We start from the raw sequence: 13,938 nt of genomic DNA, 5'->3' as shown, positions 1-13,938 counted from the left end.
GCCTCGATTTCCTGCATTTATCGCTACACCGGTTTGACTGTTGCAGTCGGCGCCCTGGCGTCGGGACGGATCTTGAACCAGATCGAGTACATCGCGGGCAGGAACACCAGCGTCATGACGGTGCCGACGAGCGTACCGCCAATCAGGGTATAGGCCAGCGTCCCCCAGAACACCGAGTGTGTCAGGGGAATGAACGCCAGGATCGCCGCCAGGGCCGTCAACAGCACCGGTCGCGCACGTTGCACCGTGGCTTCGACGACAGCGTGAAACGGATCCAGCCCTTCTTGCGCGTTGTGATGAATCTGACCGATCAGAATCAGCGTATTGCGCATCAGGATCCCCGACAGTGCAATCAACCCGACCAACGCATTGATGCCAAACGGCTGATTGAAGATCAGCAGTGTCGGCACCACGCCAATCAAGCCCAACGGCGAGGTCAGGAACACCATGATCATCGCCGAGATCGAACGAACCTGCACAATGATGATGACCAGGGTCATGGCGATCATGATCGGCAACAACGGCAGGATCGCCTTGCCGGCCTTGCCGGACTCTTCGATCGCACCCGCCTGCTCGATCCGGTAACCGGAAGGCAGTTTCTCGATGATCGGCTGCAATTGCTTCAGCAGCGCACTGGAAACGTCCGGTGGCTGCAAGTCTTCGGCAATGTCGCCGCGCACGGTGATGGTCGGGGTGCGATCACGCCGGCGCAGGATCGGATCCTCCATGCGCACATCGACCTCGCCTATCTGCGACAACGGGACCCGCTGCCCCGACGCACCGACCAGGGTGAAGCCTTCGATTTGCTGTGGATCGAGGCGGATATCGCCCGCTGCCCGCCCCATGACCTGCACTGAACGAATATCCTCACGCACCGCCGTGATTGGTACTCCGCTGAGCAGGAACTGCAACTGCTGTGCAACCGCAGTCGATGTCAGCCCCACTGCCTGCAGACGGTCCTGATCCAAATTGAAATGCAACGACGGCGTCAGCGGCCCCCAATCAGTGTTCACGGTTCTCATCATCGGGCTGTCCTGCATCACGCCCCGCACCTGCTCGGCGATGACGCGCAACTTGGCCGGATCAGGCCCCATCACCCGGTAGGCCACCGGAAACGGCGAGTAAGGACCAAACACGATTTGCGTTGCCCTGAGACGCGCCTCCGGGGCGAGCCCTTGAGCGACCGCGTCACGAAAACGCAACTTGAGGGTTTCCCGCGCTTCCTGACTGTCGGTCAGCACCACGATCTTGGCGAACGATGGATCGGGCAGTTCCGGCGCCATCGCCAGAAAGAAACGCGGCGCACCCTGGCCGATATAGGCCGTGACGATTTTCGCCTCATCCTGCTGGCGCAGCCAGGCTTCGACCTTGGCGGCCGTGGCGCTGGTCTGCTCGATGGAGGTGCCGTAGGGCATTTGCACCTCGATCATGACTTCGGGACGGTCAGAGGTCGGGAAGAACTGTTTCTTCACCAGGCCCATGCCCGCCGCCGCCACGAAGAACAGCGTAATAACCATGCCCGCGACCAGCCATTTGCGCGCAATGACCCGGGTCAGAATCCGACGGAAGCGGTTGTATCGCGGCGTGTTGTAGATCGCCGCATGTCCACCCTCGACTGCCTTGATGTCCGGCAACAGTTTCACTCCCAGATAAGGAGTAAACGCCACCGCCACGACCCACGAAGCGATGAGAGCGATGCCCACAATCCAGAACATGTTGCTGGTGTATTCGCCGGCCGTGGACTGAGCGAAACCGTTGGGCAAAAAACCGATCGCCGTCACCAGGGTTCCGGACAACATCGGCGCCGCCGTGTGGCTCCACGCATAGGCAGACGCCTTGATGCGATCGTAGCCCTCCTCCATTTTCACCACCATCATTTCAATGGCAATGATCGCGTCATCGACCAACAGCCCGAGCGCCAGAATCAACGACCCCAGGGTAATACGGTCAAAGTTTTTGCCGGTGGCCGCCATCACCACAAACACGATCGCCAGGGTCAACGGCACCGCAGCGGCGACCACCACGCCGACACGCCAGCCCATGCTCAGAAAGCAGACGAGCATGACCACCAGCAGCGCGACAAAGAACTTGACCATGAACTCGCCAACGGCGGAGTCGATATTCACCGCCTGGTCGGTGACTTTGGAGAGGCTCATGCCCAAGGGCATTTCCTCATTGATCCTGATGGTCTCGGCATCCAGCGCCTTGCCCAGATCAAGACCGTTCCAGCCCTCACGCATCACCACACCGAGCAACAGCGCCTCTTCGCCGTTATTGCGCACCAGGAAGGTGGCCGGGTCTTCGTAACTGCGTTCGACCGTCGCCACATCAGACAACTTGAGTGTCCGCCCCTGCACGATCACAGGGGTGTCGCGGATTTTTTGCAGCTTGTCGAACGCACCGTCGAGACGCAGAAAAACCTGCGGCCCGCTGGTGTCGATTGATCCGGCCGGGGTCAGTGCGTTCTGACTGTTCAGCGCGGCGAAGATGTCCTGCGGTGACAAGCCCAGGGTCGCCAACCGGTCATGCGAAAAGGAAACAAATATCCGTTCGGCTTGTTCGCCGATGATGTTGACCTTCTTCACCCCCGGCACATGCAACAGGCGCTGGCGCATGGACTCCGCATCGCGGACCAGCAGACGCTGCGGCTCGCCCTTGGCTTTCAGGGCAAACAGCGCAAAGGTCACGTCCGAATACTCGTCGTTGACCATCGGCCCAATGACGCCCGCCGGCAACTTGATCGCTTCATCGTCGAGTTTTTTACGCGCCTGATAGAACTCTTCCTGCACTTGCGAGGGCGGCGTGCTATCGAGCAACGAGACCATCGTGAAAGCGAGCCCTGGTCGCGTATAGGTTTCCGAGCGGTCGTACCATTTGAGTTCTTGCAGGCGTTTTTCCAGTGGCTCCGCGACCTGATCCTGCATCTCCTGTGCGGTCGCCCCCGGCCACGCCGTGATGACGGTCAACTGCTTGACCGTAAACGGAGGATCTTCGGCACGCCCCAGCTGGAAGAACGCCAGGGTGCCGGCAACGGCGATCAGGAAAATCAGAAAGACCGTGATCGAACGCTCGCGAACGGCGATGGCAGAAAGGTTGAATCGGCCCTCGCTCATGGACGACTCCCGGCAACGGTCGCCGCATCAGGCACGGGCATTCTTACTGCTTCACCTTCGCGCAACAGGTGAGCGCCCAGCGCCACAATCTGTTCGCCAACCCGGAGATCGCCAGCGACTCGTGCCGAATCGTCGCTCAACCCCAGCACCCGAACCGCTCGCCAGGTCACGGTTGGCGGGGTGCCGGCGATGATCCACACGCCAGGACCCTGACCCGCGTCGTAAAGCGCGGCAACAGGCACTTGCAACGATGCGGCAGGTGTCGAACCCTCGGCGATTCTGAGGGTGACTGTCGAACCTATCGGCGCATTGGCCAGCGCGCCTTCCAGTACATAGCGCGCCTCGAACGTACGCGTCGTGCGGTCCGCCGAATCCGAAAGCAACCTCAGTTTCGCGGTCACAGCACCCGAGGCATCGCCATAGAGCGTGGCTTGCGCGGTGGATCCTGCTGCGGGGCGCAACGTCTCGGGCAAGTGCACGATGGCCTCGCGCTGCCCTGCCCGCGCCAGTCGAACCACCGGTTGTCCAGGGCTGACGACTTGTCCGGGTTCGGCGAGAGTTTCCACCACAACGCCGTCGGCATCGGCAACCAGCACCGCATAACCGGAAGCGTTGCGAGCTACGTCCGCTTGCGCTTCAGCGGCGCTGAGTTGGGCCTTGGCCGTGTCTGCGGCGGCTTTGATCTGATCGTAGGCCGATGCGGAAATGGCGCCGGCGCTGACCAGAGTGCGATAGCGGGCTTCGTCATCGGCTGTCTGCCTGGCGCGGGCCCGTGCGGCGATGACCGACTCCTGCTGCGCGCGTGCCTGCAGCCCCAAGTCGATGGGGTCGAGCCGCATCAGCGGCTGACCGCGTTTGACGCTCTGCCCCGTGTCAACCAGACGCTCGAGCACCTTGCCCGAAACGCGGAACCCCAGGTCGCCCTGAATGCGCGCCGTCACCACCCCCGTGAAGGTGCGGGAACCGTCAACCGCAGCCTGAACGGCGGTAAACCTGACCAAAGGCGCCTGTGTGCGCGGGTCTGCAACGGATGAGGAATCACCGCACGCCGCCAGGGCGAGTGGCAACAGGCATGCGGCAATAGGGGAAATTCGAAGCCGGCGCATAGGTTCACTTACTGAAATAGGATGACCATCATATTCTCATCCTTATGACCAATATCGTCAACAGTCACTTTCCATGAGGTATTCGACGCTCCATTTTTATCATTAATGCCGTGATTTCCTTTTTAAGCCTTAATTGACACGTTGTGACCATTACGTAATATGGTCACGAAAATCTCGTTAAGGAACGCCGATGCCTCCCCTGCGCCCGATTGCTCTTTTGGTTACCGCCAGCCTCATGGCAGGTTGTGCGGTGGGTCCGGATTACCATCGTCCAGGCGCCCCGCTTTCAGATCATTACCTGGGGCAGTCTGCTGTCGAACCGCGATCCGGATCGACACCGGACAGCCTTGCCGCCTGGTGGGAAAGCTTCAATGATCCGCTGCTGACCGACCTCATCGACCAGGCCTTGCAGCAGAATCTGGATCTGGCACAGGCTTCGGCGCGCGTCACCCAGGCCAAGGCCGGCCTGGGCGCCGCAAATGCAGCACTGCTGCCCTCGGCGAACATCAGCGCACAGGCGGCACGCGCTTATCAGTCCGTCGAGACGCCACTGGGCCAGGTGTTGAATTCAACACCCGGCTATGACCGTTACGGCAATGCCTACGAGGCCAATCTCGAGGCGGGCTGGGAAGTCGATGTCTTTGGCGGACTGCGCCGCGAGCGTGAGGCGGCACTGGCTGAGTATCAGGCCTCAGCAGCGGGTGTCACGGCGACGAGGTTGGCGATCGCTGCGCAAACGGCCGATATCTACATCACTCTGCGCGGATTACAGGCGCGGCTGGACATCGCCAACCGGCAAGTCGATACCCGGCGCGCGTTGCTGGAAAAGGTCCGGCTGCTTTACGGCAAGGGTCTGGCCGCGGAGTATCAGGTGCGCCAGGCCGAGGGTGAGTTGTCGCAAGTCGAGGCGACCGTTCCGGTGCTGCAAAGCGGTCTGGAGGCAGCCATGAATGCGATGGACGTGCTGCTCGGCACGCCTCCCGGCACTCACCGCACGCAACTGGCACGTGAGGGCGAGATTCCCGATGTGCCGTCGCTGACTGCGCTGGGCACACCGGCAGATCTGCTGCGGCGCAGACCGGATCTGATCGTCGCCGAACGCCGTCTTGCGGCCTCCAACGCGCGTATCGGTGAAGCGATTGCCGAGTACTACCCGAAATTTTCCCTCAGCGCCTTGCTCGGCAGCGCGACAGCCGTATCCGGCGGCAATCTTTTCACCGGCGGCGCAAGCCAGTCTGCCGGTGTCTTGGGTTTGCGCTGGCGGCTATTCGACTTCGGACGCATCAACGCCCGGATCGATCAGGCCAAAGGCCAGGAATCTGAAGCATTGGCCGCCTATCGCCAGTCGGTACTGCGCGCCACCGAAGATGTAGAGAACGCGCTGTCCTCACTGGTGAATCGGCAAACTCAGACCACCACCCTTACGGGCGGCGAAGCGGCGCTGACTCAAGCTCGCCAGTCCTCGTTCACCGCCTATGAAAAAGGCACAGCCAGCCTGATCGATGTCCTGCACGCCGACGAAACATTGCTGCAGGCCTCCGACGCCAGAGCGCAGGCGCGGACGGAATCGGCCCGTGCGGCGGTGGCGGTATTCAAGTCGCTGGGCGGGGGCTGGCAACCCACTGAATCACAACCTGTAGCGGCACGCTGAGCAGCACCACCAGATCGCTTTCAGGTCAGGGCATCAGGCTACGCAGAATGAGGTTGGAGGTCAGCGTGGGCGCTACCTCGATAAAATCGAGATTGTGCTGCAGCAACAACGGGTTGACGAAGGGACGCAGGGCCAGATGAATCGCCTCGACGGTCTCATCCAGCGGAGTCTTGCGCTCGAACTCTCCGAGCTCTCGCCCTTCACGCACGATGTCGAAGATAAAGCGCTTGATCTGCTCCTCATACACCTGAGCACTTGGCCAACGCTCCGCTGCGGAGAATGCCGCGATGTCGTAAAGCTTGCGATCATTGAAGAACAGGTCCACACCCGTGGCAATCACGGTCTTCACCAGCCGGCGGAAACGCTCGGTCGGCGAAATCCCCTCTGCGTTAACAGCCTGTTCGACCGCTGCAACCATTTGCCCCAGACAATTTGAGCAGATCGCTTCGCCGATCGCCTGCTTGGAATCAAAGAATTTATAGATGTACGCCTTGGAAAAACCGATGGCCCTGGCCAGATCGGAAACCGTGGTTTTGCCATAGCCGTATTGGCTGAAGTGTTCATTGGCTGCCGCGACAATCTGATCACGAATGTCGTGATCGACTGGGCCACGTGGGCAGGGCGAAGATATCGATGGCTGATTCATGGGCGTAGCTTACTCAGCCTGTCGAGGTCTTACAAATCGTGACCAATAGAGTACATGTTCACGAAAAACGGCTGTCTGAAACGGGCTGACGTTCAAGCCGTCGAACAGGGCGGATCGGCCCTTTTACGGCGTTTCCACTTCATCGACCGGCAACACCGGCAATGAAGCAAACATTTCGGCGCGGCATACCTCAAGGATTTCATCCGCCAAGGCGGAATCATCCGGACAGGCGCGTGACAAGACAATTGCGCCGACCGCACGCGACAGCAAGTCGATCATTTTCTTCCTCCCCTCGCCCTCCGCGGCATCCGGCCCTGTCGGATATTTTTCCCCCAGAGTTTGCAGGGTGCGCTCAATACCTTCGGCAAACGTTGCTTTCACATCGTCCGATTGACGCGCCGCGTCGCCACACAGTGCGGCCATCGTGCAACCGCTGCCGCGTCCGTCGCGATGTTCTCTGTTCACATAAACGTTGATGAAACCGGGGACATCGAGCGCCTGGGCACCGGTCAACGATTTGCCGAGACTGCAGGCCGAAGCTTCGGCCATCAGGTCGGCCTTCGACCCGAAATGCTTGTAGAAGCCTCCATGGGTGAAACCGGCAGCCGCCATGAGATCCGCCACACCGACGCCGTCAAAGCCACGCTCACGGAACAGCTCTGAGGCCGTCTCAACGATGTGTTCTCGATTGGCCTGCGCCTGGGCCTTGGTCACTCTCACGTGCAATACCTCGTGTTTAGCGGGAATTCCTGCCTCCGATGATACATAGATGTCGCCCATAATCAAAACCGTTGACAGTTTAGATTTCGATCATCATCCTAATTTCACACCCCACCGATCTCCATCAACGGGCACGGAAGATTCATCAGATGACCAAACAGACTCTGTTCACCCCTTACACCCTGGGCAGTCTCACGCTGTCGAACCGCGTTGTTCTCGCGCCGCTGACACGCAACCGCGCAGGCCAGGGCTTTGTCCCCAGCGAATTTGCGGCTGTCTATTACAGCCAGCGCGCCAGCGCCGGTTTGCTGATCAGCGAAGCGACGCAGATTTCCCGACAGGGTCAGGGTTATCAGGACACCCCCGGGATCTACACGCAGGCGCAGATAGACGGTTGGCGCACAGTCACCGATGCCGTCCACGCCAAGGGCGGAAAAATCTTCCTGCAGCTGTGGCATGTCGGCCGCGTGTCGCACGTTGACTTGCAAGAAAACGGCGCAGCACCGGTGGCTCCTTCTGCGCTGCGTGCCGCGACCAAAGTGTTCGTCAACAACCGCTTTGAAGACGTTTCCGAACCCCGCGCGCTGGAACTCAGCGAGCTGCCGGGGATCGTCTCCGATTTCCGCCAGGCCGCGGCCAACGCGGTCGCTTCCGGGTTCGACGGCGTGGAGATTCACGGTGCAAACGGCTATTTGCTGGATCAGTTTCTCAAGGACAACGCCAATCTGCGCACCGACGCTTACGGCGGTTCGATTGAAAATCGTGCGCGTCTGTTGCTCGAAGTGACGGCGGCGGTCGTCAATGAGATCGGCGCGGATCGCACCGGTGTGCGTCTGTCTCCAGTGTCGCCGGCCAACGGCGTATCCAGCAGCGATCCGCAGGTGCAATTCAATTACGTCGTCGAGCAACTCGACGCCCTCGGTGTGGTTTATCTGCACGTGGTCGAAGGCGCGACCGGCGGCCCGCGCGACGTGGCGCCTTTCGATTTTGGCGCCCTGCGCCAGCGCTTCAAAAACACCTATATCGCCAACAACGGCTATGACCTGGACCTGGCGAACGCGCGGCTCGCCGAAGACCAGGCCGACCTGATCGCCTTCGGTCGACCGTTCATTGGCAACCCGGATCTGGTGGAGCGCCTCAAGCAGGGCGCGCCGCTGTCCGCGTTCAATCCCGCCACCCTCTACGGCGGCGGCGCGGCGGGCTACATCGACTATCCGACTCTCGCTGAATCGAGCGTCAGCGCAAGCTGAGCGCGTTCCGTTTCTCACCTTCTGAAAGAGAGATACCCCATGAGCACTCGCCCTACTGTTCTCATCACCGGCGCCTCCACCGGCATTGGCGCCGTCTATGCCGACCGCTTCGCCAAACGTGGTCACGATCTGGTACTGGTCGCCCGCGATCAGGCTCGCCTGGACACACTGGCAGCGCGCTTGCGCAGCGAGCACGACGTCGCCGTCGATGTCATCCCGGCAGACCTGACCCAACTCGGCGATCTGACCACTGTTGAAAGCCGCCTGCGCGACGACGCCCGTATCGGCATTCTCGTCAATAACGCCGGCGCTGCGCTGTCCGGCCACTTCGTCGACCAAAGCACCGACAGCGTTGCGCAACTGGTTGCCCTGAACACCACGGCGCTGGTGCGGCTCGCCAGCGCCATCGCCCCACGCCTGGCCAAGGCCGGCGACGGCGCAATCATCAACATCGGTTCGGTGGTAGGCCTGGCGCCGGAGTTCGGCATGAGCGTCTACGGTGCGACCAAGGCCTTCGTGCTATTCCTGTCCCAGGGACTGAGCCTGGAACTGTCGCCGCAAGGTGTCTATGTGCAAGCCGTGCTGCCCGCCGCCACCCGCACGGAAATCTGGGATCGCTCCGGCGTCGACATCAACACCCTGAGCGAAATCATGGAAGTGGGTGATCTGGTGGATGCCGCACTGGTCGGTTTTGATCGTCGCGAACCTGTGACCATCCCGCCGCTGCACGAAGCCGAGCGCTGGGATGACCTGCAGGGCGCACGCCAGGGCCTGCTGGGGCAAATCCGCCAGTCTGCGGTCGCCCAGCGCTACCAGACGCCACAGTGATTTTTTGCTAGCGAGCATTCGCGGCAGATTCGATGCAGGCACATGGCATTGCATCGAATCCTGCCCGCTGGCCGGAGTGACAATGAGTTCATTACAGACAAATTCCCGCTCGGGTTCGCCGACGTTATTCATCGACGCAGCGAACCAGTCGATCACGGTCAACGGCATTCCCTTCGCCTACCGCGACACCGGGCCCACAACCGGCGTGCCCCTCGTGCTGTTCAATCATTGGGGCGCGGTGCTGGACAACTTCGACCCCGCGATCATCGATGGCCTGGCGCAAACCAGACGCGTCATCACCACCGACTATCGCGGTATCGGCAACTCGGGTGGTACCGCGCCACTGACGGTGGGTGAAATGGCCGACGATGCCATCCAGCTGATCAGGGCGCTGGGGCTGAAAACCGTGGATGTGCTCGGATTTTCCCTCGGAGGTTTCGTCGCTCAGGACATTGCCCTCAAGGCGCCTGACTTGGTACGCCGGTTGATTCTGACCGGTACTGGACCGGCGGGCGGCACCGGCATCGACAAGGTCGGCACAGTGTCATGGCCATTGATCCTCAAAGGCTTGCTGACCCTGCGCGATCCCAAGTTCTACCTTTTCTTCACCTCGTCGGCCAATGGGCGACAGTCTGCCTCGCAGTATTTAGGGCGCCTCAAGGCACGCAAGAACAATCGCGACAAGGGCCCGACGCCCCGCGCCTTCCTGCGGCAATTGAAAGCCATCACGGCGTGGGGCAGACAACCGCGGCAAGCGCTCGAACGCTTGCGCACACCGACGCTGGTCGTCAACGGCGACAACGACATCATGGTGCCCAGCGTTAACTCGTTTGAACTGGCCAGGCTTATCCCCGACGCACAGTTGGTGATTTATGAGGATGCCGGGCACGGCGGGATTTTCCAGCATCACGCCGACTTTGTGACCAAGGCGCAGGCGTTTCTCGATGCTTGATCACGTCACGCAGCAACACCGCAACCCACCGACTACCCTCCGTACAACCAGCAAGAGCCGCACCACGATGAAAGCATTTCTGATTGATGGCTATGGCAAGAACCCCGGACGCATTGGCGAAGCGCCCGCCCCCGCAGTCGGTGCCCACGACGTCTTGATCGAGGTCCATGCGAGCAGCGTCAACGTGCTGGATTCGAAGATCAGCAAAGGCGAGTTCAAACTGATCCTGCCCTACGCCTTTCCGTTGATCCTGGGCAATGACCTGGCGGGAGTCGTGATTGAAGTCGGTTCGAAGGTGACACGCTTCAAACCGGGAGACGCGGTATATGCTCGCCCGCCCGAAGCGCGGATCGGGACGTTCGCCCAATTGATCGCCGTGAACGAAAACGCCGTGGCCCTGAAACCTGCCAATACCGACATGGTACAAGCCGCGTCCTTGCCCCTTGTTGCACTGACTGCCTGGCAAGTACTGGTTGAAACCGCCCGGCTGCAAAAGGGCCAGAAAGTGCTGATTCACGCAGGCTCAGGCGGCGTCGGCACCATTGCCATTCAGCTTGCCAAACACCTCGGTGCGTTTGTCGCCACAACCACCAGCACCGCCAATGTCGAATGGGTCAAGGCGCTGGGGGCCGATCTGGTGATCGACTACACACAGCAGGACTTCGAAAAAGTGCTGCAAGACTACGACGTGGTGCTGAACAGCCTCGGCGCCGACGTGCTGGAGAAGTCACTCAAGGTCCTGAAACCCGGTGGCCAGCTCATTTCCATCTCGGGCCCACCCACTGTGCAGTTCGCGCGGGAGCAAGGGTTAGCCTGGCCATTGCAGCAAGTCATGCGCCTGCTGAGCCTTGGCATTCGTCGCAAAGCGCGCAAGCAGGACGTCAGCTATGCGTTTGTGTTCATGCGGGCCAATGGCGCTCAACTGCAACGCATCACTGCGCTCGTTGAGGACGGAATCATCAAACCAGTGGTTGATCGTTCATTCCCCTTTGAATCAACGGCTGAAGCATTGAAGTACGTTGAGCAGGGACGCGCCAAGGGCAAGGTCGTTGTTGCGCTCAAATGACCACGCCGCCTGTTCCTGAATTGAACGTAGACACTGCACAGCCTTTACTGCTGGAGCGGCCCTCAGCCGAAGTGATTTCGCCAGAGGAGCAGCAAGTGCTTCAACCGGATGATGTGCAGGTTCAAGCGCCCGTTATCGTTTGGCGCAGTTTGATGCTTGAGCCATAAGGAAGGTTGCAGGTGATCTCGTCAGGCTGTCGCGCTCGACTCGACAAGATGAATTTGCGTGGCATTGCGTCCGGCCAGCCAGGCCAGCACGGAAGCGGCGACCAAGACAGCGGCGCTAAGCTCGAAGGTGGCTTTGTAGCCGCTCAAATCAAAGGCCAGACCGCCAATGATTGCGCCGCCGGCAATTGCCAGTTGGACGATGGCTACCAGCAAGCCGCCTCCCGCCTCAGCATCATCCGGGAGCGTTTGCGCCAGCCATGTCCACCAGCCGACCGGCGCGGCCGTGGCGACCAGCCCCCAGAGTCCGAGCAGCACGGCGGTCAGCAGCGGTGATTTGCCGAAGCTGACCAACGCCAGCGCGATCACCGCCATGATCAGCGGAATAGCTGTCAACGTGCGGTAGAGGCCGCGCCCCATAAACCGTTCGATCAGAAAGGTGCCGATAAACCCGGCCAGTCCCAGCCCTAGCAGCATGAAGGACAAGGTTGAGACACCGACGCCCGTCACGCCTTCAAGAAATGGTCGCAGGTAGGTGAACAGCATGAACTGGCCCATGAAAAAGACGCTGACGGCGACCATGCCCAAGGCCACTGGCAATTGCTTCATCAGCCGCAGAACGTTGCCGCTACCGACCTGGCGCTCGGCCTTGAAAGACGGAAGGCTGATCAGCAGCCACACGGCGGCAAGCACCGCGACCGGAACCACACAGAAGAATGCGCCGCGCCAGCCGATCAACGAGCCAAGGAAGCTGCCCGCCGGAGCGGCGATGACCGTGGCCAAAGCGTTGCCGCCATTGACGATGGCCAGCGCGCGGGAAACCTGTTCAGGCTTCACCAGGCGCATGGCAGTCGCCGCCGACAACGACCAGAAACCACCGATCGCAATCCCGATCAGCGCACGTCCAAACATGAATGACGGGTAGCCCGGGGCGAGCGCGACGACCGTTCCGGAGACGATCATCAGCAAGGTCAGGCCCAGCAGAAGCTGCTTGCGTTCGATGCGAGCGGCGACCGAGGCGATCAACAAACTGGTGATCAAGGCAAAGCCACCGGACACGGAAATCCCCTGCCCAGCCTGGCCTTCGGTGATGTGCAGGTCTGCCGCAATCGGCGTCAGCAGGCTGACGGGCATGAACTCTGAAGCGACCAAAGCGAATGCGGCCAGCGACATCGCCAGCACGGCGCTCCAGCCGCCTGTTCTTTTAGAAGGATCTGTAGAAGGAAACGTCATGGAAACTACCTGTGATGCGAAAAACGTAGGGGGTGATGCGCAGGGGCAAGCAGTTTGTCGCCCGTCCGGGCACTGTCCCTGTAACAGATGGACACATTCTCCCGGTCAATCCGGTGCTTCCCTAGTGCATTCCTCTTGAATGCTTGCCTGATCCTCTGGGGATGCAGGGTGATAGATAGGAAACGTCTCGCGCGCGCATTAGAGTTCAGTCAAAGGAGTGAGCCCACATGATCCCGACCCCTCTGCCCCAGGAATCACCTTTGGCACGGCACATCGACCCGCGTGTGAACGCACCGGGTGACTTCGCCACGTCGATACCCGGGCTGTCGCTGTTTCGTCGCGACCAGCCGGCGCCCCCCGTTGTGTGCATGATCGAACCCAGCCTGATTCTCGTGGGTCGCGGCGAAAAGCGCTTGTGGGTCGGCGGTGAGGGCTACAGCTATGACCCGTCCCGGTTTCTGGTCACGTCGCTGGACCTGCCCGCCAACTCCGAAGTGATGCTCGCCACTCCCGAATGGCCCTGTGTCGGCCTTGTGCTGAAACTGGATGTCAGCATGCTTGCCGAGGTCATTACCAAGAGCGGCTTGCCCTCGAAACGCCAGCCATCAACGGGTACGGGCGCTGCGATCGGCAGCCTGTCGTCAGCTTTGGAGGACGCGCTCGATCGCTTGCTGGCGTTGCTCGATGAACCCGAGGCGATCCCGGTCCTGGCGCCGCTGATCCTGCGAGAAATCCACTATCGGCTGCTCCATACCGACCAAGGCCCACGGCTGCGGCAGATCACTGCCGTCGACGGTCAGGGTTATCGCATCGCCAAGGCCATTGACTGGCTGAAGGTCAACTACACCGATGCCCTGCGCATCGACGATCTGGCCGCGCGAGTGCAGATGAGCGCGCCGACCTTTCACCATCATTTCCGCCAGCTCACCGGCATGAGTCCGCTGCAGTACCAGAAATGGCTGCGGCTCAACGAAGCCCGGCGGCTGATGTTGGTCGAGCGCCTGGACGTGTCGCGGGCGGCGTTTGCGGTCGGCTATGAAAGCCCTTCGCAATTCAGCCGCGAATATGGCCGGCTGTTCGGCACCGCACCGAGTCGTGACATGGCCCTTTTGCGCGCGCAGCCATTCGAGGCAGAAGCGTTCGGCACAGTCGCGAATTGAACGAAAACCGGTGATGCGCCTCGCTGCGTGTCACTGCTTATAACAATGC

11 protein-coding genes are annotated in these 13,938 nt (G+C 60.8%); 6 read left to right on the top strand and 5 right to left on the bottom strand.

What is annotated here, in order from left to right; translation table 11 throughout:
* Positions 1-23: 23 nt before the first annotated feature.
* Together PDR5_RS13115 and PDR5_RS13110 are read right to left on the bottom strand one after the other, a co-directional pair.
* Complete coding sequence (locus PDR5_RS13115; protein WP_064596082.1) at positions 24-3,113, bottom strand: efflux RND transporter permease subunit; 3,090 nt, start codon at positions 3,111-3,113, stop codon at positions 24-26.
* Positions 3,110-4,219 carry an efflux RND transporter periplasmic adaptor subunit gene (locus PDR5_RS13110; RefSeq protein WP_064596079.1) on the bottom strand — a complete coding sequence of 370 codons (1,110 nt, stop codon included), beginning with the start codon at positions 4,217-4,219 and terminating at the stop codon, positions 3,110-3,112. Before PDR5_RS13110 ends, PDR5_RS13115 begins: the two co-directional genes overlap by 4 nt.
* 190 nt (positions 4,220-4,409) lie before the next feature.
* Here PDR5_RS13110 and PDR5_RS13105 point away from each other — a divergent pair, with 190 nt between their 5' ends.
* Entirely contained in the window at positions 4,410-5,870 is a 1,461-nt protein-coding gene (locus PDR5_RS13105) for an efflux transporter outer membrane subunit (protein WP_064596078.1), read from the top strand.
* A 25-nt stretch (positions 5,871-5,895) separates the two neighbouring features.
* On the opposite strand, the gene PDR5_RS13100 is transcribed toward PDR5_RS13105, so the two are convergent.
* Positions 5,896-6,516, bottom strand: a complete 621-nt coding sequence (locus tag PDR5_RS13100) for a TetR/AcrR family transcriptional regulator (RefSeq protein WP_064596076.1) — start codon at positions 6,514-6,516, stop codon at positions 5,896-5,898.
* Positions 6,517-6,639: 123 nt separating this feature from the next.
* Positions 6,640-7,236, bottom strand: coding sequence for a TetR/AcrR family transcriptional regulator (locus PDR5_RS13095; RefSeq protein WP_172829529.1), 597 nt, complete (start codon positions 7,234-7,236; stop codon positions 6,640-6,642).
* A gap of 149 nt (positions 7,237-7,385) precedes the next feature.
* Here PDR5_RS13095 and PDR5_RS13090 point away from each other — a divergent pair, with 149 nt between their 5' ends.
* The 4 genes from PDR5_RS13090 to PDR5_RS13075 all read left to right on the top strand — a co-directional run bounded on the left by PDR5_RS13090 (position 7,386) and on the right by PDR5_RS13075 (position 11,332).
* A complete protein-coding gene (locus PDR5_RS13090; RefSeq protein ID WP_064596072.1) occupies positions 7,386-8,486 on the top strand; it encodes an alkene reductase in 1,101 nt (366 codons plus the stop codon).
* A gap of 39 nt (positions 8,487-8,525) precedes the next feature.
* Positions 8,526-9,314, top strand: coding sequence for an SDR family NAD(P)-dependent oxidoreductase (locus tag PDR5_RS13085; protein WP_064596070.1), 789 nt, complete (start codon positions 8,526-8,528; stop codon positions 9,312-9,314).
* 82 nt (positions 9,315-9,396) lie between these two features.
* Positions 9,397-10,266, top strand: a complete 870-nt coding sequence (locus PDR5_RS13080) for an alpha/beta fold hydrolase (RefSeq protein ID WP_064596067.1) — start codon at positions 9,397-9,399, stop codon at positions 10,264-10,266.
* Between the two features lie 67 nt (positions 10,267-10,333).
* Positions 10,334-11,332: an NADP-dependent oxidoreductase gene (locus PDR5_RS13075; RefSeq protein WP_064596066.1), complete on the top strand. Its 999-nt coding sequence runs from the start codon at positions 10,334-10,336 to the stop codon at positions 11,330-11,332.
* Positions 11,333-11,520: 188 nt separating this feature from the next.
* Here the strand turns inward: PDR5_RS13075 and PDR5_RS13070 are convergent, their stop codons facing one another.
* A complete protein-coding gene (locus PDR5_RS13070; RefSeq protein WP_064596064.1) occupies positions 11,521-12,729 on the bottom strand; it encodes an MFS transporter in 1,209 nt (402 codons plus the stop codon).
* A 227-nt stretch (positions 12,730-12,956) separates the two neighbouring features.
* Here PDR5_RS13070 and PDR5_RS13065 point away from each other — a divergent pair, with 227 nt between their 5' ends.
* Complete coding sequence (locus PDR5_RS13065; RefSeq protein WP_064596061.1) at positions 12,957-13,889, top strand: AraC family transcriptional regulator; 933 nt, start codon at positions 12,957-12,959, stop codon at positions 13,887-13,889.
* The last annotated feature ends 49 nt before the right edge of the window (positions 13,890-13,938 follow it).

Origin of the sequence: Pseudomonas sp. DR 5-09 (assembly GCF_001655595.1) — a bacterium.
GTDB lineage: Bacteria > Pseudomonadota > Gammaproteobacteria > Pseudomonadales > Pseudomonadaceae > Aquipseudomonas > Aquipseudomonas pharyngis.
The sequence above is the reverse complement of the archived record's forward strand: the minus strand, read 5'-3'. Positions and strand labels throughout refer to the sequence as shown.

Coding starts and splice junctions, on each gene's coding strand:
- PDR5_RS13115 (WP_064596082.1), bottom strand. CDS start 3,113: ATGAGCGAGGGCCGATTCAACCTTTCTGCCATCGCCGTTCGCGAGCGT.
- PDR5_RS13110 (WP_064596079.1), bottom strand. CDS start 4,219: ATGCGCCGGCTTCGAATTTCCCCTATTGCCGCATGCCTGTTGCCACTC.
- PDR5_RS13105 (WP_064596078.1), top strand. CDS start 4,410: ATGCCTCCCCTGCGCCCGATTGCTCTTTTGGTTACCGCCAGCCTCATG.
- PDR5_RS13100 (WP_064596076.1), bottom strand. CDS start 6,516: ATGAATCAGCCATCGATATCTTCGCCCTGCCCACGTGGCCCAGTCGAT.
- PDR5_RS13090 (WP_064596072.1), top strand. CDS start 7,386: ATGACCAAACAGACTCTGTTCACCCCTTACACCCTGGGCAGTCTCACG.
- PDR5_RS13085 (WP_064596070.1), top strand. CDS start 8,526: ATGAGCACTCGCCCTACTGTTCTCATCACCGGCGCCTCCACCGGCATT.
- PDR5_RS13080 (WP_064596067.1), top strand. CDS start 9,397: ATGAGTTCATTACAGACAAATTCCCGCTCGGGTTCGCCGACGTTATTC.
- PDR5_RS13075 (WP_064596066.1), top strand. CDS start 10,334: ATGAAAGCATTTCTGATTGATGGCTATGGCAAGAACCCCGGACGCATT.
- PDR5_RS13070 (WP_064596064.1), bottom strand. CDS start 12,729: ATGACGTTTCCTTCTACAGATCCTTCTAAAAGAACAGGCGGCTGGAGC.
- PDR5_RS13065 (WP_064596061.1), top strand. CDS start 12,957: ATGATCCCGACCCCTCTGCCCCAGGAATCACCTTTGGCACGGCACATC.